This window comes from Amycolatopsis ultiminotia (assembly GCF_039536925.1).
GTDB lineage: Bacteria > Actinomycetota > Actinomycetes > Mycobacteriales > Pseudonocardiaceae > Amycolatopsis > Amycolatopsis ultiminotia.
The window spans coordinates 122,353-139,879 of the sequence record NZ_BAAAZN010000014.1 but is presented as its reverse complement, the minus strand read 5'-3'; the positions used below and the strand labels follow the sequence as shown (position 1 = coordinate 139,879).

Annotated in this window: 21 protein-coding genes; 8 read left to right on the top strand and 13 right to left on the bottom strand. The window is 70.5% G+C overall.

What is annotated here, in order from left to right:
• Positions 1–9: 9 nt before the first annotated feature.
• Both ABD793_RS28865 and ABD793_RS28860 read right to left on the bottom strand, forming a co-directional pair.
• A complete protein-coding gene (locus tag ABD793_RS28865; RefSeq protein WP_344865617.1) occupies positions 10–1,128 on the bottom strand; it encodes a 3-dehydroquinate synthase II family protein in 1,119 nt (372 codons plus the stop codon).
• A complete protein-coding gene (locus ABD793_RS28860; RefSeq protein WP_344865615.1) occupies positions 1,125–1,946 on the bottom strand; it encodes a 2-amino-3,7-dideoxy-D-threo-hept-6-ulosonate synthase in 822 nt (273 codons plus the stop codon). The genes ABD793_RS28865 and ABD793_RS28860 overlap by 4 nt, the downstream gene beginning before the upstream one ends.
• Here ABD793_RS28860 and ABD793_RS28855 point away from each other — a divergent pair.
• On the top strand, positions 1,945–2,088 hold the full coding sequence (locus tag ABD793_RS28855) for a hypothetical protein (protein WP_344865613.1): 144 nt from the start codon (positions 1,945–1,947) through the stop codon (positions 2,086–2,088). The two genes, ABD793_RS28860 and ABD793_RS28855, sit on opposite strands and share 2 nt — an antisense overlap.
• 143 nt (positions 2,089–2,231) lie before the next feature.
• Here the strand turns inward: ABD793_RS28855 and fabG are convergent, their stop codons facing one another.
• From fabG to ABD793_RS28825, 6 genes are read right to left on the bottom strand one after another with little or no spacing between them, the layout of a single operon-like run.
• A complete protein-coding gene (gene fabG / locus ABD793_RS28850) occupies positions 2,232–2,936 on the bottom strand; it encodes a 3-oxoacyl-ACP reductase FabG (RefSeq protein WP_344865611.1) in 705 nt (234 codons plus the stop codon).
• Complete coding sequence (locus tag ABD793_RS28845) at positions 2,933–3,421, bottom strand: TIGR03618 family F420-dependent PPOX class oxidoreductase (RefSeq protein WP_344865609.1); 489 nt, start codon at positions 3,419–3,421, stop codon at positions 2,933–2,935. The genes fabG and ABD793_RS28845 overlap by 4 nt, the downstream gene beginning before the upstream one ends.
• 43 nt (positions 3,422–3,464) lie before the next feature.
• Positions 3,465–4,499, bottom strand: a complete 1,035-nt coding sequence (locus tag ABD793_RS28840) for a 3-oxoacyl-ACP synthase III family protein (RefSeq protein ID WP_344865607.1) — start codon at positions 4,497–4,499, stop codon at positions 3,465–3,467.
• Positions 4,496–5,017, bottom strand: a complete 522-nt coding sequence (locus ABD793_RS28835) for a flavin reductase family protein (RefSeq protein WP_344865605.1) — start codon at positions 5,015–5,017, stop codon at positions 4,496–4,498. The genes ABD793_RS28840 and ABD793_RS28835 overlap by 4 nt, the downstream gene beginning before the upstream one ends.
• Positions 5,014–5,988, bottom strand: a complete 975-nt coding sequence (locus tag ABD793_RS28830) for a zinc-binding dehydrogenase (protein WP_344865603.1) — start codon at positions 5,986–5,988, stop codon at positions 5,014–5,016. The genes ABD793_RS28835 and ABD793_RS28830 overlap by 4 nt, the downstream gene beginning before the upstream one ends.
• Before the next feature lie 12 nt (positions 5,989–6,000).
• Positions 6,001–7,026, bottom strand: coding sequence for a 3-oxoacyl-ACP synthase III family protein (locus tag ABD793_RS28825; RefSeq protein ID WP_344865601.1), 1,026 nt, complete (start codon positions 7,024–7,026; stop codon positions 6,001–6,003).
• 310 nt (positions 7,027–7,336) lie between these two features.
• Between ABD793_RS28825 and ABD793_RS28820 the strand changes: the two genes are divergently transcribed.
• The 3 genes from ABD793_RS28820 to ABD793_RS28810 are packed head-to-tail and all read left to right on the top strand — an operon-like array spanning position 7,337 to position 10,686.
• Entirely contained in the window at positions 7,337–8,542 is a 1,206-nt protein-coding gene (locus ABD793_RS28820) for an FAD-dependent oxidoreductase (RefSeq protein WP_344865599.1), read from the top strand.
• 36 nt (positions 8,543–8,578) lie between these two features.
• Entirely contained in the window at positions 8,579–9,454 is an 876-nt protein-coding gene (locus tag ABD793_RS28815) for an arylamine N-acetyltransferase family protein (protein ID WP_344865598.1), read from the top strand.
• Between the two features lie 29 nt (positions 9,455–9,483).
• On the top strand, positions 9,484–10,686 hold the full coding sequence (locus ABD793_RS28810; protein WP_344865596.1) for an LLM class flavin-dependent oxidoreductase: 1,203 nt from the start codon (positions 9,484–9,486) through the stop codon (positions 10,684–10,686).
• A gap of 249 nt (positions 10,687–10,935) precedes the next feature.
• On the opposite strand, the gene ABD793_RS28805 is transcribed toward ABD793_RS28810, so the two are convergent.
• Both ABD793_RS28805 and ABD793_RS28800 read right to left on the bottom strand, forming a co-directional pair.
• On the bottom strand, positions 10,936–11,622 hold the full coding sequence (locus ABD793_RS28805; RefSeq protein WP_344865594.1) for a helix-turn-helix transcriptional regulator: 687 nt from the start codon (positions 11,620–11,622) through the stop codon (positions 10,936–10,938).
• 312 nt (positions 11,623–11,934) lie between these two features.
• Complete coding sequence (locus tag ABD793_RS28800; protein WP_344865592.1) at positions 11,935–13,131, bottom strand: MFS transporter; 1,197 nt, start codon at positions 13,129–13,131, stop codon at positions 11,935–11,937.
• 59 nt (positions 13,132–13,190) lie between these two features.
• On the opposite strand from ABD793_RS28800, the gene ABD793_RS28795 reads away from it, so the two are divergent.
• On the top strand, positions 13,191–13,529 hold the full coding sequence (locus ABD793_RS28795) for an ArsR/SmtB family transcription factor (protein ID WP_344865590.1): 339 nt from the start codon (positions 13,191–13,193) through the stop codon (positions 13,527–13,529).
• 61 nt (positions 13,530–13,590) lie between these two features.
• On the opposite strand, the gene ABD793_RS28790 is transcribed toward ABD793_RS28795, so the two are convergent.
• A complete protein-coding gene (locus tag ABD793_RS28790; protein WP_344865588.1) occupies positions 13,591–14,019 on the bottom strand; it encodes an SRPBCC family protein in 429 nt (142 codons plus the stop codon).
• 110 nt (positions 14,020–14,129) lie between these two features.
• Between ABD793_RS28790 and ABD793_RS28785 the strand changes: the two genes are divergently transcribed.
• From ABD793_RS28785 to ABD793_RS28775, 3 genes are read left to right on the top strand one after another with little or no spacing between them, the layout of a single operon-like run.
• The gene (locus ABD793_RS28785; RefSeq protein WP_344865586.1) at positions 14,130–14,594 is read left to right on the top strand and encodes an FAS1-like dehydratase domain-containing protein; all 465 of its coding nucleotides are present in this window, start codon (positions 14,130–14,132) and stop codon (positions 14,592–14,594) included.
• A complete protein-coding gene (locus ABD793_RS28780; RefSeq protein WP_344865584.1) occupies positions 14,591–15,034 on the top strand; it encodes a MaoC/PaaZ C-terminal domain-containing protein in 444 nt (147 codons plus the stop codon). Before ABD793_RS28785 ends, ABD793_RS28780 begins: the two co-directional genes overlap by 4 nt.
• Complete coding sequence (locus ABD793_RS28775) at positions 15,031–15,768, top strand: SDR family oxidoreductase (protein WP_344865582.1); 738 nt, start codon at positions 15,031–15,033, stop codon at positions 15,766–15,768. Before ABD793_RS28780 ends, ABD793_RS28775 begins: the two co-directional genes overlap by 4 nt.
• Before the next feature lie 158 nt (positions 15,769–15,926).
• On the opposite strand, the gene ABD793_RS28770 is transcribed toward ABD793_RS28775, so the two are convergent.
• Both ABD793_RS28770 and ABD793_RS28765 read right to left on the bottom strand, forming a co-directional pair.
• Positions 15,927–16,520 (bottom strand): TetR/AcrR family transcriptional regulator, encoded by a 594-nt coding sequence (locus ABD793_RS28770; protein ID WP_344865580.1) that lies wholly within the window; start codon positions 16,518–16,520, stop codon positions 15,927–15,929.
• A 155-nt stretch (positions 16,521–16,675) separates the two neighbouring features.
• Positions 16,676–17,389: an SDR family NAD(P)-dependent oxidoreductase gene (locus tag ABD793_RS28765; RefSeq protein ID WP_344865578.1), complete on the bottom strand. Its 714-nt coding sequence runs from the start codon at positions 17,387–17,389 to the stop codon at positions 16,676–16,678.
• Between the last annotated feature and the right edge of the window lie 138 nt (positions 17,390–17,527).

Genomic DNA, 17,527 nt, shown 5'->3' with positions numbered 1-17,527 from the left:
ATCCCGGCTTCACTTCTCGATGCAGAATTCGCCGACCGGCCAGCCGACGTGCCGCTTGTCCGTCGCGGTGTAGCCGAGCACCTTGTCGCCTGCCTTCAGCTCGGTCACGTTCCGCACCACCGCCTCCGGGCCGAGGACCCGCACGTGCCAGTCGTCCTGCACCGTCAGGCTGATTTCCGCACCGTCGTCCGACACGGCGCGGACGGTCAGCAGCGGTCGCGACTCCAGCTTGACCCGCCCGACCACGACGCGACGGGTGCGGCCGTGCGCGTTGACCGCGAGGATCTCGGATCCGGCCTTGAGCTCGCTGAGGTAGCTCGTGCGGTTGTCCCTGCCGACCACGTAGGAGTGCAGCGCGCCGGCGTTGACCCGGAACGGACGGGTCGGCATGTAGGGCAGGTAATGGGTTTCACTGGCCGCCAGGATGAAACCGTGGGCGTAGGAGCCCACGAGGATGCCTTCGTCCTTCTCGAAATGGGTGCAGGTGTCCACGCAGACCCGGTCGCCGAGCCCGTTGTGCTCCACCCCTTGCACCGTCAGCTCGACGAGGGGCAGCTCCGGCGTCCTGGCCTCCAGCCGAGCCGCCAGGCCGAACACGTCGCCCAGCGCCCGCGGTGCGAGCTGGACTCCTTCGGAACCCTTCTCGAGCACGTCGATGATGATCCCCGCCTCTTCGAGATCACCGGCGACGCAGATGAGCTGGCCGTTGCTCTTGTCGGCGGCCGCGATCACGATTTCCAGCGGGATCTTGGTGGGATCGCGGAAGTCGACCACGGTGTAGGGCAGGGCGATCGCGGACGAGGTCGCGAGCGCGAGGGTGGTCTCGTCCACCACCTCGACGTACGCGGCGACCGCGGGGTCACCGCCGTCGGCGGCCGCCTGCAGCTTGTCCACCTGCTCGGGCCGGGTGACCCTGGTGAGCACGAGGTCGCTCACCTCGGCCGCCTCGGGAGGCACCGCCGCGCCGTCCGCGGGGAAGTAGATCCGCTTGACCGTCGGCGGCAGCGTGCCCAGCACCTCGAGCCGGTCGTCGACGATACCGGCCAGCCGCGCGTGCACCGCTGCGCCGACGAGACCGTCGCGCTGCTCGGCCGACGCGGAGCGGAGGTCGATCCATGCGTATTTCACAGCAGTCCTGCCAATTCTCGAGTAGGAGTGTCCGCACCGAGCACGGTGAAAGCCGGTGCGTCGTGGACGATCGCCGCCAGTGCCGCGACCGCTTCGCGAGGTCGCGCGTGCCCGAAGACCCGCCGCCCCACCGCGAGTCCGTGGCAACCGCCGTTCATCGCCACCCTGGCGTACCGTTCGAGCTGCCCGCCGTCGGCGGGACCACCCGCCAGCAGCACCGGTACCGGAGAGCTCGCGACCACCTCGTCGATCCGGTCGAAGGGCTCCGGCCAGGTGGTTTTGACCAGGTCCGCCCCGAGATCGGCCGCGATGTTGACGACGTGCGAGAGCAGCCGCGGCTCGTGCGGATCGGCGATCCGCGGGCCGCGCGGGTAGATCATCGCCAGCAGCGGCAGTCCCCAGCGCTCGCAGGCGCCGGCCACGGCGCCGAGGTCGGCGAGTTGCGCCGCCTCGGTCGCCGAGCCGATGTTGACGTGCACGCTGACCGCGTCGGCGCCGAGACGGATCGCGTCCTCGACCCCGCCGACCAGGACCTTGGCGTCGATGTCCGGTGCGTGACCGGTGCTCGCCGACAGATGCACGATCAGCGAGCAGGCGCCGAGCAACCCGGGATCGATGGTCCGGGCCCGTCCTTTGTGCACGATGATGCCGTCCGCCCCGCCGGCCACCAGCGACCGCACGAGGTCGTTGAACGCATGCCCTGGCACCACCGGACCGTCCGAAACCGAATGGTCGAGCGGGATGAAGAGAAAGCGGTTGCCCACGTACCGGGAAAGGCGCGCCAATCGCAGCGACTTCCCATTCGATGATTCGGACATGGCACCATTCCTCACCGTCGCCGGCACGGTTTCCCGCACCTTCCACACATTCGCCCGTGACTCGGCACCGTTGCCGTTCGCGTCCAGGGAAATACTCGTTTCCGGGCGCCTTTCCGGCAAGGCCCGTTGGGTCTGCACGTAAGCCCACGGCCACTCACCCCGAAGGGGGTGGCCGGACGGGCAGGGCGAACGCGCCCGCTTCCGCCCGGACAGCGGAAAGGCCCCGTTCCGAAGCGGAACGGGGCCTTTCCGGCGCGGGCGCGGCGATCATTCGGCAGCCGTCTCTCAGTGCCCCATGCCGAGTCCTCCGTCGACCGGGATCACCGAACCCGTCACGTAAGCCGCCGAATCCGAGGCGAGCCACGCGACCGCTCCCGCGACGTCCTCCGGTCTGCCTGCGCGCGCCAACGGAACCTCGCGCACCATTTCGGCACGGCGCCGCTGCGGCAGTGCCGCGGTCATGTCGGTGGTGACGAATCCGGGTGCGACCACATTGCTGGTGATGTTGCGCGATCCGAATTCCCTGGCCAGCGACCGCGCGAGCCCGACCATTCCGGCCTTGCTCGCGGCGTAGTTGGCCTGTCCGGCGGTACCGGAAAGGCCGGCGACCGAGGAGACGAAGATCAGTCGTCCCCACCGGCTCCGGAGCATGCCGGGACACGCCCGCCGGGCCACCCGGAAAGCGCCGCCGAGATTGGTGTCCAGCACCCGCCGGAAACTGTCCTCGGCCATGCGCAGCAGCAGGGAGTCCTCGGCGATACCGGCGTTCGAGACCAGCACCTCGACCGGCCCGTTGGCCGCTTCGACCTCCTCGAAAGCCGTGTCGACCTGGGCGGCGTCGGTGACGTCGCACTTCACCGCGAGTGCGCCTTCGGGACCACCGGCGGCACGGCCGGTCACTGCGACCCGGTCACCCGCGGCGAGAAACGCCTGCGCGACGGCGAGCCCGATGCCCCGGTTCCCCCCGGTCACCAGCACCGATCTGCTCATGGCCGGTCCGCCTCCCGGTCGCTCGCGGCCTCCACCGCGGCAAGCATGTCCTCCCAGCTGGGTGCGGTCGTGACGCGTTCGGGCTTGATCCGCACCAGCACCTTCTGCTCCCACTCCCAGGTCGCGAGCAGCCGCTGTCCCGCGGCGGGACTGCCGTCGTAGCCCGGGATCCCGCCGTCCCGGCGCAGATGGAACTGTTTCAGCAGCTCCCACGCCTCGGGCAGTTCGACGACCGTGGCCTGTCCTTCGACCGCGAGCCACGGGCCGAAGAACGAGTCGTCGACCACGCACAGGGCCACCCGCGGATCACGGCGCAGGTTGCGCACCTTCGCGGTCACCCGGCTGGAGCTGGTCAGGATTTCCCCCTCGTCACCGGCGATGACCGAAACCGGTGAAAGCTGCAACCCGTCCGAGGCGCGACGGGTGACCATAATGGCCCTGCTCCGTCCGTCGAGTGCAACGCGGAGCGAGGGATCTGAGCGCACCAAGGGATTTCCTTCTGTCCGTGACAACTTTTCCGCGAGTTTTTCACAGCGTAGCAACGAAATCCTCCGGTCCGCACCAGCGGATGAGCGCCGCGCCGAAGTTCAGCCCGGCACCGAAGGCCGAGATCAGCACCCGGTCGCCTGCCGCCACCCGCCCGGCGTCCACCGCTTCGCGCAGCACGAGCGGCACGCTCGCGCCCGAGGTGTTGCCGATGCGCTGCACGTTGGTCAGTGTCCTGGTCTCCGGCACGCCGAGCCGCTCGAGGATGCCGTGCACGATGTGCAGATTCGCCTGGTGTAGCACGACCAGGTCGAGATCGTCCACGGCGCCGCCGTCCTTCTCCACGAGCTCCCGGAGGAATCCGGGAATCACCTCGAGGGTGAACGCCCGGATGTCCTTGCCGACCATCACGGTGAAGTTGTCCCCGAAGCTCGAACGCACAGGGGTGCCGTCGGGAGCCGAGCGCGGTTCCCGCGACACGTATCCCGAGTAGTAGCCGGAGTGGTCCGTACGCAGCCGCGTGTCGCCGATCCCGGTGCCCACCGTGGTGGGCTCGAGGAGATAGCAGGCCGCACCGTCGCCGAAGATCACGCCGACGGTGCGGTCGGCCGGGTCGAAGGCCTTGGTCGACACGTCGGCGAGGACCACCGCGACCCGGCGGTAGGCGCCCGATTCGACGAATTTGGCCCCTACGTCGAGCGCGAACACCGAGCCGGGACAGCCACCGCTGTTGACGTCGAACCCGGGTACGTCCGCCAGCCCGGCCTTGCGCATGATCGCGACCGCGGCCGGCGGGATCATGTGGTCCGGCGTGTAAGTACCGCAGATCACCAGGTCCACAGTGGATAGATCGACGCCGGCGACCGAGCACGCATCGCGCAGCGCCGCGGCGCCCAGGTCCGAGGTCCACTCGCCGGGTGCCGAGACCCGCCAGGTCTCGATGCCGATGTGCTCGCGGATCCACGCGTCGGAGGTGTCGAACCGGGTCTCCAGCTCGGCGTTGGTGATCACCCGGTCCGGCAGCTGCCGTCCGATCGCCCGGATCCCCGCGCCGAAGCGCGCCGATGTCCGTGTCATGAGCCGTTTCCCCTGTCGTCGGCCGAAAGTGTGAGTGCGGCGAACCGGCCGCGGTGGAAGAGCAAGGGCGAGCGGTCCTCGTCGCCGATCCGGAGGGCCTGTACCCGGCCGACGAAGATCGTGTGGTCGCCACCCGGGTACTGCCGCTCCAGCGTGCAGTCGAGCCCGGCCAGTGCCGCCGGGACGACCATTCCGCCGTCCCGGCCGGGGTGTGCGCCGAGCCGCCGCTGCGCGGCCAGTCCCACCGGGCGGTCGCGGGCCGCGAACAGCGCGGCGAGCTCCTCCTGGTCGTCGGCGAGCAGGTGCACGGCGAAGCCGGCGGCGTCCTCGACCCCGGTCCGGAACCGGCCGTCGGAACGGACGCTGATCAGCACCAGCAACGGGTGCAGGGAAACCGACGTCAGCGAGTTCGCCGTGATCACCCGCGCCGCCGCCCCGGCACCGTGGCTCAGCACGGCCACCCCGGTCGGGAACAGCCCCATCGCGCGCCGGAAAAGCGCGCTGTCCGGCGCGGTCACGGCCGGATCCCCAGCACGATCTTGCCGAACAGGCGGCCCGCTGCCATCGCGGCGAACCCTTCTCGCGCCCGGGTCAGCGGGAGCACCCGGTCGACGAGCGGCCGGAGGCCCGTTCCGGCAACCAGCCCGGCGAGGCGGGCGAGCTGGTCCCGGGTGCCCAGTGTCGAGCCCACCACGGACACCTGGCGGTAGAACAGCCGGCTCAGGTCGAGCGGCACCCTGGCCCCGGTCGTCGCCCCGCACACCACGATCCGGCCACCCGGCCGCACGGATCGGGCGGAGTGCTCCCAGGTGGCGGCACCGACGGTCTCCAGCACGACGTCGACCCGCTCGGGCAGGCGCGTTCCCGGTGCGAAGGTGCGCTCCGCACCCAGTTCGCGGGCCCGTGCCCGGCGCTGTTCGGTCCGCCCGGTCACCCAGACGCGGTGCCCGGCGGCGGCGCCCAGCGTGATCAGCGCGGTGGAGACCCCGCCGCCTGCCCCTTGCACGAGAACGGTCGACCCCGGCTCCGCACCCGAACGTTCGAACAGCATCCGGTACGCGGTCAGCCACGCACCCGGCAGGCACGCCGCCTCCTCGAAGGACAACGCGGCCGGTTTGGGCACCAGGTTGCGGCGGGGAACCACCACCCGTTCGGCAAAGGTGCCGTCGTACTCCGAGGACAGCAGGCCCATCGCCGGATCGAGTGTCTCGTCTCCCCCGCCTGCTGCCGGGTCGCCGACCACCGCGTGCACGATCACCTCGTTGCCCTCTTCGTCCACCCCCGCGCCCTCGGCGCCGAGCACCACCGGCAGGCCCTCGGCGGCGACGCCGACGCCCCGCAGCGTCCACAGGTCGTGGTGGTTCAGCCCGGCCGCACGCAGCTCCACGCTCGTCCAGCCCGGCGGCGGGACGGGCTCCGGCCACTCACCGATCTTCAGCCCGGCCAACGGGTTCTGCTCATCCACGTGAGCCGCGAGCACTGCGAGCACGATGGTCTCCCTTCACTGCTGCCGCAGGCACAGCGAGCCCCACAGGAAGCCCGCGCCGATACCCGCGATCACGAGGTGCTCCCCACGCGCCACTTCGCCGCGCTCACGTGCGCCGTGCAGCACGGTGAAAACCGTGGCGGCACCCGTGTTGCCGAGGGTGTCGATGGTCACGCCCGCCCGCTCGAGACCGACGTCGAGCTGGTCCATCACGTAGTTGATGATGTTGCGATTGGCCTGGTGCAGCACGAAGTGCCGGACGTCGGCGACCGCAAGGCCCGCCCTGCGCACCGCGGCCAGGATGCTGCCCGGCAGTTTCTCGGTGGCCTGCTGCCATACGACCCGGCCGTCCATCCGGAGGAAGTGCCCGCCCGCTTCCGCGGTCTCCGCGGTCGTCGGCGTCGCCGAGCCGCCTGCCCGGACCTCGACGCTGTGCGAGAGCAGCGAGCCGGTGTCCCACGAAAGCAGGCCGTAGCCGGCCTCGGTCGGGCCGAGCACGGCCGCGCCCGCGGCATCCCCGAAGAACACGCGGGTGGTCCGGTCGGCCGGATCGGTCAGCCGAGACAACGCCTCGGCACCGATGACCAGCACCCGGCCGAGCAAGCGGTTCTGCAGCAGATGTGCCCCGAGCAGGAATCCGAGCACCCCACCGGCACACGCCGCCTGGTTGAGATCGAGCGGGATGGCCTGGTGCGCGCCGAGGGCCTCCTTGACGATCAACGCGGTGGAGGGCAGCGGCTGGTCCGGCGTGATCGTCGCGAGCACGATCGCGTCGAGTTCCTCCGGTCTGGTCCCGCTGTCCGCGAGGGCCTGCACCGCGGCCTCCACGCAGAGATCCGAGACCGCCCGGCCGTCCTCCAGGAAACGCCGCTGCCGGATTCCGGTGCGCGCGACGATCCACTCGTCATCGGTGTCCAGCGTCTGCGCGAGGTCGTCGTTGGTCACGACGGTCGACGGGACGGCGAGGCCGGTGCCGAGGATACCGACCGGCACGCGCAGCCCACTGCCCACGGCGCGGTCGAGGATCAGTGCTGCGGGCATACTTCGGTTCTGCGACACAGTTGACTCCCGGTTGTCCGGGGAAACTCGCCGGGCGGTGTCCCGTGCCGGCGCTTTTCCGCTCGGGGCAAGGCAAACACGCTCGCGACACGCGGTCAACCTGACCGAGCGCGGCGTGGAAACCCGTGCGGAGCGGGCCTGAACCGGCCCGCCCGTTCGCCCTGCCCGATCGGGTATCACCGGCTCGCCCGCGGATCAGGGCCGCTCAGCCAGCCCGCACGGGCCTTACCGGATCGGCGTTTCCCGGACAGGCTGGCGCGGCACACCCTTCGCCCGTGGAACGGAGCACGCCATGCCCTTGCCGAAGTCGAAGTCGCCGGACGCCGCCGTGATCGGCGCGGGCCCGGTCGGCCTGCTGCTGGCGCTGCTGCTGGGCAGGCAGGGCAAGCGGGTCGTGGTGCTCGAACGGCGGGCCGCGCAACCACCGGAGGGCGCGCCCCGCCCCGGCGCCACCATCGTGCAACCGGTGACGCTGGACCTGTTGTCCCGCTTGGATCTGCTGGGCCCGCTGGAGGACGCGGGCGGGCGGATCAGCGGAGCCGAGGTCCGGGTGGACGCGACCCTGGTCTCGGCGCAGGACTACTCGGAGCTCGCCGGGAGCCCGCTGCCGTTCGCGCTGTCCATCCCGGGTGAAGCCGTCCGGGCGACGCTGCTGGCCGCACTCGCCGAACTGTCCACTGTGGAGATCGTGTACCACGCCGAGGTGACCGGTCTGGCCGGCCGCGGCGACCGCGAACGGGCCGTCGAGGTGCGGGTGCCCGAGGGCGACGCCGTCCTGACCGCCCGCTACGTGATCGCCGCCGACGGCAAGTTCTCCACGACCCGGGAACTCGCCGGGATCGAGGCCGAGGTGGTGCCGGTCAGCGGTGGCTACCTCGACGTGCCGGTGCCGATCCCGGCGGACTGGGACGGCCGGGCACGCGCCCATTTCGGCCCGCACGGGTACCTGCTGGAAACCCGTCGTGGCCCGGACACGCTCGTCCTCGTCTGGATCACCGATCCGGCGGTGCTCGGCGCCGTCGCCGACGGTCCGATCGACGGGCTCGTGCGGCAGTTCTCCACGGTGGTGCCGCGGCTGGCACCGCTGGCACGCTCCGCGATCACCTCGTGGGACCAGGTCCGCCGCGTCCAGCACCACATCGTGCGCTCGGCGCGCTGGCGGGCAGGCAACGTCCTGCTCCTCGGCGACAGCGCGCACGGGCTCCACGCGTTCGGCGGCCAGGGACTGAACACCGCGTTCCAGGACGCCTTCGCGGTGGCCGAAGCTCTCCGCGCCGACTGGTCCGCCGCGGACCACCCCGCGTTCGACAGGTTCGAACAGATCCGCCGTCCGTTCATCGAGGCGTTCCAGGACCTTCAGCTCGGTGCGGTGAACCGGTCGCCGCGGGCGGGTGCGGACGGCGGCGCACCCCGGCCGGAGTTCGAGGTGCTGGCACTCGGCCAGCCCGAGATCCGGCCGTTGCTCGCGACGGCGGCTGCCGCGTTTACGACCGTCTGATCAGCCGACGCCGCTTCCGCAGGAAGGAAGATCGCCTTGTCCCTGCTCCACGACTACCTCGGCCGCATCGGCTTCACCGGACCGGTCGAACCGACGCTCGAAAGCCTGCGCGCACTGTGCCGCGCGCATGCGCTCGCCGTCCCGTTCGACTCGCTCGGCGCCATCGACGGCCGGATCCGGCTCGACGAAGACCTGCTGATCGACAAGCTGGTGACGCACCGGAAGGGCGGTGCCTGCTTCGAAAACCACACTCTCTTCGCCCGCGTGCTCCGGGAAATCGGGTTCACCACGACGGTCGCGGGTGCCTACATGTGGCGCCCCCAGCACCGCGAATACTCGTCGGTGCTGGCGCACATGCTCCTCGTCGTCCGGCTGGACGGGCAGGACTGGCTCGTCGACGTGAGTTTCTCGCACGACACCTTCATCGAACCGCTGCCCTTCGACGAACAGCCGCACGAACAGCGCGGCTGGGTCTTCCAGGCCACCCGCCGGGGTGTCGACTGGGTCATGAGCAGGCGGGGCAACGACGGCGTGGCGGTGCCGCTGTACCGGTTCCACCCGCGTGCCCGGCCGGTGGAGGAGTTCCAGTCCGCGCTCGACTACCTCGCTAGTCCCGGCAGCCGTTCCCAGGTGATGAGCACGTTGATCTGCGCACGCACGCTGCCGGCGGGCAAGCTCACCCTGATCAACAAGATCCTCGTCACCGCGCGGCCCGGTGAGGAGCACACCCGCAAGATCACCGGCGCCGAGCACGCCCGCGAAGTGCTGGAGCGCATCTTCGACGGGCATCCCGCGCAGGCGCAACGCGCGCTGGAGATCTGGCGTGCACGATTCGACCGCGCGGAACCGACGACGCCGGACCCCGCGGTGGAGACCGCGCCGACGGAGTTCGAGAAGAGCGCGAACTGGTGACTTCCTCCCGTCTACCGAAAGGAATCCCGATGACCGTCCCGCGGTTGCGCTTCGGCGCCTTCCTCTCGCCCCTGCATCCGCCGGGGGAGAATCCGGCCACCGTGCTCTGGCGGGACCGCGAGCTCGCCGAATGGCTGGACGCGCTGGGCTACGACGAACTCTGGGTGGGCGAGCACCACTCCGCGGGCTGGGGACTGATCAGCTCACCGGAGCTGTTCCTCGCCTCGGTGGCCGAGCACACGAAGCACCTGCGGCTGGCGACCGGTGTGGTCAGCCTCCCCTACCACCACCCGTTCATGGTGGCCTCCCGCGCGGTGCAGCTGCACCACCTGACCCGCGGCCGGTTCATCCTCGGGGTCGGTGCCGGCTCACTCCCGTCGGACATGCACATGCTCGGCATCGACCCCGGGGTCACCAGAACCCGTACCGCGGAGTCGATCGAGACGATCCGGCACCTGCTGAGCACCGAAGAACCGCTGACCGCCACCGCGGGCTGGTTCGAACTCCACGACGCGCGCCTGCAACTCGGCCCGTTCGGCGGCAGGCCGATCGAGCTCGCGATCTCCAGCGCGTCGTCCCCGTTCAGCATGCGCCTCGCCGGCAAGCACGGGCTCAGCCCGGTCTCCTTCGGCGCGCCCCGTCCCGGCACCGACCCCGGCAACCTCCGCGAGCAGTGGGATCACCTGGTTTCCGCGGCGGACGAGGCCGGCCGCGCAGCCGACCGTGACCGATGGCGGATCACCCTGCCGGTGCACCTCGCCGACTCACGGGAGCAGGCGATCGAAGACGTACTGGACGGCTGGACCGCATACCGGCTCGGGTACTGGGGCAGGACACTCGGCCTGCCGGTGACCCCGCCGCGGGATCGCGGCGAAGCACGGGCACTGCTGGCGGAGTCGATCGCGTCGCATTCGGCGATCATCGGCTCGGTCGAGGACGCGGTGGCCGCGATCGCGGCAATCCACGAGGTGACCGGCGGACTCGGGCAGCTGCTCGTGAACGTCCAGGACTGGGCCCCGCGGGCGGCGGTGCTGCACAGTTTCGAGCTGCTGGCCCGTTTCGTGATCCCCCGCTTCGACGGCTCGGCCGATCGCGCCGAGGCATCCGCGAACTGGGTCGCCGATCACCGGGCGGATTTCCTCGCCAAAGCCCTTGCCGCACAACAGCGAGCACAGGGCGTCCCGGATACCGCCGTGGAACCGCCGAAACAGCACACCCCGGCGGCTCGCTGAGGGATGTCGCGCAATCCGGTGCCGGGCAGGCACCCGGGGAGCACCGGCTGGTGATCCCCGGCCAGGTGTCCGGGATCGCCAACCTGCACAACGTCCTTCTCGACATCCGAGCGCAACACCAAGCACAGTCCCAGTTGCCGGCCGGACACGAAAACGGTGCCGGCCGGGTGGCGGAAGATCCACCCGGCCGGCACCGTTTTCCTTCGTGGCACTGGTACTTACTGCAGAACGCACCCGGAACCCGGTGCGTCACAGGCCTTCGCGCAGCGCCCGTGCGACCGCCTGGGTGCGGTTCGGGGCGTTGAGCTTGGCCAGGATATTGCTCACGAGCCGCTTCACCCCGTGTTCGGAGATGACCAGCCGCCGCGCGATCTGCTTGTTGCTGAGTCCCTCCACGAGCAGCGCGAGGACCTCCCGCTCCCGCGGAGTCAGCTTCGCGGGCGACGGATCGGGTCCGGCCTGGCCGCTGCCGCGTGCCTGGGCCAGCAATCCCTGCGCCAGCCGCGCCGGCAACGGGGTCTGCCCGTTGCGCAGCTGGACGAGCGCACCCCGCACCGTGTCGACGTCGAGATCGTTCACGTACAGGAAGCCGCAATCGCGCAGATCGTCCAGGCGCGCGATGTCGTCGTCGCCGAACTCGTCGAGCAGGTACAGGACCTTGGCGCCTCGCCCGCGCATCGCGTCGACCGTCGCCCACGCATCGGCGTCGACGACCTCGTCGAAGGACACCACCAGAATGTCGAACGGCCGATCGAGCGTCCCGGCCAGATCCAGCGGGCAGTCGTGCATTTCCAGCCACCGCACGGAAGACACCGACCGCACGATGCGCTCCAGCCCGTACCGCTTCACCTCGCTGCGTACCGCGATCACCACGTTGAGCTCTCGCGCTCCGAGGCCGTCCGGATGCACGGGCGGCGTCGATACCAGCGCTCTCATGCCCGCTCCCCCGCCCGGCCGGTCTCAGTGCCGGGAACGCACTGGCCCGATCTTTCCCAGAACCCACGTGCTGCCATGGCGATCTACCTCTCCCCAGTCGGACGCATCGTTTTCCTCACCGGAATACCGCCGAGGAAACCGCCCAGCGGGACAGGAGAACCGGTATCCCCGTATTCACCCACCCGGACCGGCCACCGAACGGCGACGCTGCCGCGGCCAGTTGACCGCACGGCCGAAATCCGCCGTGACTGGCGATTCCCCCACATTTCCCATTCACAGTATTGAGCGGCGGCGCGCTCATTCCACGTTTTCTCACGATACGGACGCTTCGGCGGCCCCTTCCTCTCCCTTCGCCGCCTGCGGCTTCTTCGCCGCGCGAACCGCGAAAACGACATTCAGCACAAATGCCACCACGACCACTGCCGCCGCGATGGGCCCGAGCGGACCGGGGCCGGCACTCGCCAGCACGACGCCGCCGACCGCCGCGCCGACCGCCGTCCCGAGGTAGAGCGCCGAGTTCAGCAGCGAGACCACGATCGACGCGTGCTGCGGAACCGCGGCGGCGAGCTGGAACTGCAACGGGACCTGGACGTTCCCGACGGCGAGCCCCCACAGCAGCAGCACCACCACGATGCCCACCGGATTCGTTGCCGCCACCGGAATCGCGGCCAGTACGACCGCCAGCCCGCCCAGCGCGAACCCCAGCAGCCTCGGCGGCGTGATCCCGCGGTCGAGCAGCCTGCCCACGAGCGTGTTGCCCGCGAACGAGGCGATCCCCGCGACGAGCAGGTACACCGGCAGCAGCCCGGTGCTGACGTGCCCGCTGTGCGCGAGGATCACCGCCAGATAGGTATAGACCAGGCCCATCTGCGCGATCCCGAACAGGAGCATGATCCCGATCCGGCCGGACACCCGCGCGTCGAACAGCACCCCGACCCGCGCCTTGAGCCCCGGTGGCGGTGGTGCGCTCACCGTCGGCACGCCTGCCGCGACCGCCACCAGTGCCACCAGCGTGAGCGCGGCGATCATCCACATGGTGGCCCGCCACCCGAAATGCGCTCCGACGAGCACCCCGACCGGCACACCGGCCACAGTGGACAGCGCGAGCCCGGCCATGACAGTGGAGATCGCGCGCCCCATCTTCTGCGGGCCCACGATCGAAACCGCGGACGACACCGCGGCAGGGGAAAAGAGCCCGCCGAAGACGCCGGCGACGATCCGGATCAGGATCAGCACCCACAGTGCGGGTGCCAGCGCGCTCACCGCGTTCGCAAGACCGAACACCGCGAGCGCGAACAGGGCGACCTTCCTCCGGTCCATCCCGGCGGTGGCCACCGCCATCAACGGCGATCCGATCGCGTAGGCGAAGGTGAACGCCGTGGCGACCTGGCCGACCGACGCGACCGAGGTACCCAGCGACTGCGCCATCCCCGGAAGCAGACCCGACAGCACGAACGCGTCGAGCCCGATCACGAACATGCCGAACGTGAGCGGGAAGAGACGTCTCATGAACCCCCCAATGGGTCGAATTTCGATGACCTTCGACGGATGTCAGCTATAGTAGGGGCATGAGGCCACAGCGTCACCCAGAGCCCAGCGAGATCACACTGACGGGGGTATTGACTGCACTCAGCGACCCCATCCGGCTCAGCATCGTCTGCTCACTGTCGGACGGGCAGGAGCACGGCGTCGGGGAGTTCCAGCACTTCCCGGTGGTGCGTTCCACGCTCAGCCACCATGCGAAGGTGCTTCGGGCATCGGGAATCACGTTCACCCGTACGGTCGGCACCCACTGCTACCTCTCGTTGCGCAGTGAACTGGAAGAGCTCTTCCCGGGGCTGATCGCCAAGGTCGTCGCGCTGGCCGACCCGGAGCAGATCGCCAAGAGCATGGCCGTGCGTCCCTGACCGGCACGCACGACGAGGGGGCGGACCGCGATGGCCCGCCCCCTCGTCCGGACTTGTCCGCTCACCCGCCGGCCGCGGCGCCGACCAGATCGAGCAGGGTCTGCAGGCGGGTGCCCGCCGTCGTGCGCAGCGTCTCCGCCCGCGCCTCGTCGGCCGTCTTGACCAGCCGGGTGTAGAGGAACTCCGCCTCGTCCCCCGCCGGCAGCACCCGGGTGAAGGCCTCGTGCACGCCGAAGGGCGAATCGACGCGGAAGTCCACCACCCGGCTCGGCTTGTCCACCGTCACGGTCAGCCGGACCGCACCGTGCACGGTGTCGGCGCGCCACCCGTCGCCGTCCGGGGAGACAGCGGTGAACTCCTCCACCCACTCGGGCAGGTTGGTGATGTCTGAGACCAGCGCGAAAACCGCGTCGGCGGACGCAGGGATCGTGATGGTCTCGGTGATGTGCGGCATGGTCGCGGGCCCCCAGTCGGATCGTCGGGTCGTCACGGCGATCGTCGTCCTCCGGTGCCGCGCCCGGTAAGACCCGGATGAAGTAGCCCATCTGGCAGGGCATCGGGACAGCGGGCCGAAGCGCGGGCTCGCCTACCGTCGGCGGGGTGACCCAACTCCCTCGGCCCGCCACGCTTCTCGACCCCGCGCTGGCCGGACGGGCGCTGCCCGCGGTCGGCACCGTCGTCAGCCGGGACAGAGCCCGCGAGTTCGCCAGGGCGATCGGCGAGGAGCGCGACGTGCACCTCGACATCGCCGCGGCACGCGCCGCCGGATATCCCGATCTCCTGCTCACCCCGACCCTGCTCTTCGGAATCGAGCTGGAGCTGCGGAGCCCCCAGCTGTTCAGCACGATCGGCGTCGCGCCGGCCGATGTCCTGCACACCGAGCAGTCGTTCGTCTTCCACACCACGGCGCACGCCGGGGAAGACCTCGTCTTCCGCGGGCGGATCAGCTCGGTGCGCAGGCACCGAGCGGGACACCTCGAATTCCTGGAGCAGGATTCGGAGGTCAGCCGCGGCGGCGTACCCGTGGCGTCGCTGCACCAGGTCATCGCGGTGCGGCCCCGGTGACCGCGCACGAACTCCGGCTGCCCGCGGTCTCGCGTCGCACGCTGGCGGACTTCGCCACCGCGTCCGGGGACCGCAACGCCCTCCACTTGGATGGTGCGGCAGCCCGCCGGGCCGGTTTCGACGACGTCATCGCCCACGGGATGCTGGGTATGGCCTACCTCGGCAGGCTGGTGACCACTCTCGCACCGCAGTCCCGCGTGCGGTCCCTGCGCGCGCTGTTCGTCGCGCCGATCCCGCTCGGCGCGAGTCCCTGCTGCACGGCACGGCTCGTGGCCCGGCAGGAGGACGGATCATCCCGGTTCGCGCTCGCCGTCACCATCGAAAACGGCCGGACGGTGATCCGCGGCGAGGCCACGATCCTTCCCGAGGAAGCACCCGGTAAGGCCGGCGGTACCGAAGATCCCGTCCCGGACACCGACAATCCTGTGGAGCCACCATGACAAGACGGACGGCGCTCGTCACCGGTGCCTCGCGCGGTATCGGCGCGGCAACCGCGAAACTGCTGGGAGCTTCCGGATTCCGGGTGGTGCTCAACTACCGCGACAAAGCCCGCCGCGCCGAGCAGGTCGCCCGGACGATCACCACCGCGGGCGGTGCCGCGATCGCGGTGCAAGCCGATCTCACCGGTCCGGCGGCGGTGGCGGCCATGATGGCCACCGTCGGCGAGGAGTTCGGCCGGCTCGACCTGCTCGTGCTCAACGCCTCCGGCGGCATGGAGCGCGACGCCGATGCCGGCTACGCCATGCGGCTCAACCGGGACGCCCAGCTGGACGTCCTCGAACGCGCACTGCCCTTGATGCCGTCGGGTTCCCGCGTGGTCTTCGTGACCAGCCACCTCGCGCACTTCCACGACCGCGCGCGGCACATCGGCCCCTACGAACCGGTCGCGGTGAGCAAACGTGCCGGGGAGGACGCGCTCCGCGCCCGGATCCCCGAGCTGACTTCCCGGGGGATCGGCTTCGTCGTGGTCTCCGGCGACATCATCGAGGGCACCGCGACCGTCCTCCTGCTGGACCGCGCCTCCCCCGGTCTCCTCGCCGAACGCCGTCGCCAGGTCGGCACCTTGCCCACGGTGGCGGGCTTCGCCGAGCAAGTGGCAGCCGCCGGCACCGCCGAGCTTCCACCCGGCCACACCGTCTACGTGGGCGGAGCCGACTACTTCGCCGGACGCTGACGGTCCCGGCCGGACCGACGCACCATCGGCGCTGCCCCGGCAGAGAGTCCGGCCGCCGATCGCCAGAGCACAGCTGTCCACTTCGGACGAATCCGGTGGGCCGCCCGCCGGAGCCGCGTTTTCCGGCCGGTGCAGGCGAATGCCGCGGTCCCGGCCGGCTACCCGGCCTTGGCCTGCCGGTCGATCATGGACACCAGGGTCGAGACGAGTTCCTCGGCCGTGAGGTGCCACTTGTCCACGGACAGGTGACCGCTGAGCTCCATGTCCGTGATCCCGTGCACGCTGGTCAGCAGCAGTGCCGCGTACCGCCGGGTGTGCCTGCCGCCGACCAGGTCGCCGATGATCGCCAGGAATTCGTCCATGGCACGGTCGGCAGCCGCTTTCGCCGCACGGGTCGCGGCCGGGTCGCCGGACGGGGAAGTGAACATCAGCCGGTACAGGTGCGGCTGACGGCGGCCGATCGTCAGCAACGCGGTCAGTCCGCGCTGCAACGTCTCGGCCGGGGGCACCCGCGGATCGGCCCGCACGGCCTGCACCTCGTCCGCGAGCCGGTCGAGTGCCTCGGCTGCGATGGTGGTCAGCAGGCTGTCCTTGTCCGGGAAGTGTCCGTACGGCGCGCCACGGCTGACCCCCGCACGGGCCCCGACCGCGCGCAAGGTCACCGCTTCCGGACCACCGCCGTCCAGCAACTCGGCGGCCGCATCCAGCAGCGCACGCCGCGTCGCAGCGGCAGATTCCGCACGGCTGACCATGCGACCACCCTACAACCTGACACTGTCAGCCGAGCTGCCCGGGGAAGACCGGGCGGCCCTCGGCGATCCGCCACGGCAGGTCCGAGGTTTCCGTTCCGTGGTACTCGACGGGGCTGCGCCGGCCGGGAGGCCGCGGGTCGTGGCGCCAGACCGTCCTAGAGGTCGAGCGCGCGCGGCGGACCGGCGAGGATTGCTTTCGTGTCGGCGCCAAGACGGTCCAGGATCTCGATGTCGCCGGCTTCGAGCCCGTCGAGGGCCAGGTTCACGAGGTCGGCCGGATCGAGGACGTCGTCTTCGGGGAGTTTGATGCCGGCGCTTTCCGCGAAGTCGAGCAGCGTCCGGGTGCCGATCAGTCCGGGCACAAGTCCGGCGACGAGGGTGCCCTGTCCGGCGAGTTCGACCCGCACGCCGTTGGTCAGCCCCCATTCCGCGGATTTCGCCGCGGCGTAAGCGGTGTTGCCCTCGACAGTGGCCCAGGCGGCCGCGGACAGGACGTTGAGGATGGCTCCGCCGCCGTTGCGCGCGAGGACCGGGGCGAACGCCCGGATCATCGCAAGGGTGCCGTAGTAGTTCGAGTCCATCACCTGCCGGATCGCGTCCAGGTCGCCGGTCACGAGGTTCCCGCCCGCGGTGGACGCGGCGTTGTTGATCAGGACGTCGACATCGCCGGCCAGCTTCGCGGCCGCGTCGACCGACGACGGGTCGGTGATGTCCAGCCGCACCACTTCCGCGCCGGGGACGTCGACGAGCTCGGGACGACGTGCGGTGGCGTAGACCTTCGCCCCGCGTCGCAGCAGTTCGACGGCGAAGTGGTGGCCGGCTCCCCGGTTCGTACCGGTGACGAGAGCGGTGGCACCGTGCAGCTTCATGAATCCTCCACAATGGAGTGTTCCGGTTGGGGTCGGACCCGACGGGAGCCCGGCTTCCTTGCCGGGACCGCAGTCCAGACAACATGACCGGACGGTCATGTTGCTCCTGCGAAGGTAGCAATATGGTGACCGCCCGGT

Excerpts from the sequence above, each read along its gene's own strand:
- ABD793_RS28855 (WP_344865613.1), top strand. The coding sequence starts at position 1,945 with ATGGCACCATTCCTCACCGTCGCCGGCACGGTTTCCCGCACCTTCCAC.
- ABD793_RS28860 (WP_344865615.1), bottom strand. The coding sequence starts at position 1,946 with ATGTCCGAATCATCGAATGGGAAGTCGCTGCGATTGGCGCGCCTTTCC.
- fabG (WP_344865611.1), bottom strand. The coding sequence starts at position 2,936 with ATGAGCAGATCGGTGCTGGTGACCGGGGGGAACCGGGGCATCGGGCTC.
- ABD793_RS28840 (WP_344865607.1), bottom strand. The coding sequence starts at position 4,499 with ATGACACGGACATCGGCGCGCTTCGGCGCGGGGATCCGGGCGATCGGA.
- ABD793_RS28825 (WP_344865601.1), bottom strand. The coding sequence starts at position 7,026 with ATGCCCGCAGCACTGATCCTCGACCGCGCCGTGGGCAGTGGGCTGCGC.
- ABD793_RS28820 (WP_344865599.1), top strand. The coding sequence starts at position 7,337 with ATGCCCTTGCCGAAGTCGAAGTCGCCGGACGCCGCCGTGATCGGCGCG.
- ABD793_RS28810 (WP_344865596.1), top strand. The coding sequence starts at position 9,484 with ATGACCGTCCCGCGGTTGCGCTTCGGCGCCTTCCTCTCGCCCCTGCAT.
- ABD793_RS28805 (WP_344865594.1), bottom strand. The coding sequence starts at position 11,622 with ATGAGAGCGCTGGTATCGACGCCGCCCGTGCATCCGGACGGCCTCGGA.
- ABD793_RS28800 (WP_344865592.1), bottom strand. The coding sequence starts at position 13,131 with ATGAGACGTCTCTTCCCGCTCACGTTCGGCATGTTCGTGATCGGGCTC.
- ABD793_RS28795 (WP_344865590.1), top strand. The coding sequence starts at position 13,191 with ATGAGGCCACAGCGTCACCCAGAGCCCAGCGAGATCACACTGACGGGG.
- ABD793_RS28775 (WP_344865582.1), top strand. The coding sequence starts at position 15,031 with ATGACAAGACGGACGGCGCTCGTCACCGGTGCCTCGCGCGGTATCGGC.
- ABD793_RS28770 (WP_344865580.1), bottom strand. The coding sequence starts at position 16,520 with ATGGTCAGCCGTGCGGAATCTGCCGCTGCGACGCGGCGTGCGCTGCTG.
- ABD793_RS28765 (WP_344865578.1), bottom strand. The coding sequence starts at position 17,389 with ATGAAGCTGCACGGTGCCACCGCTCTCGTCACCGGTACGAACCGGGGA.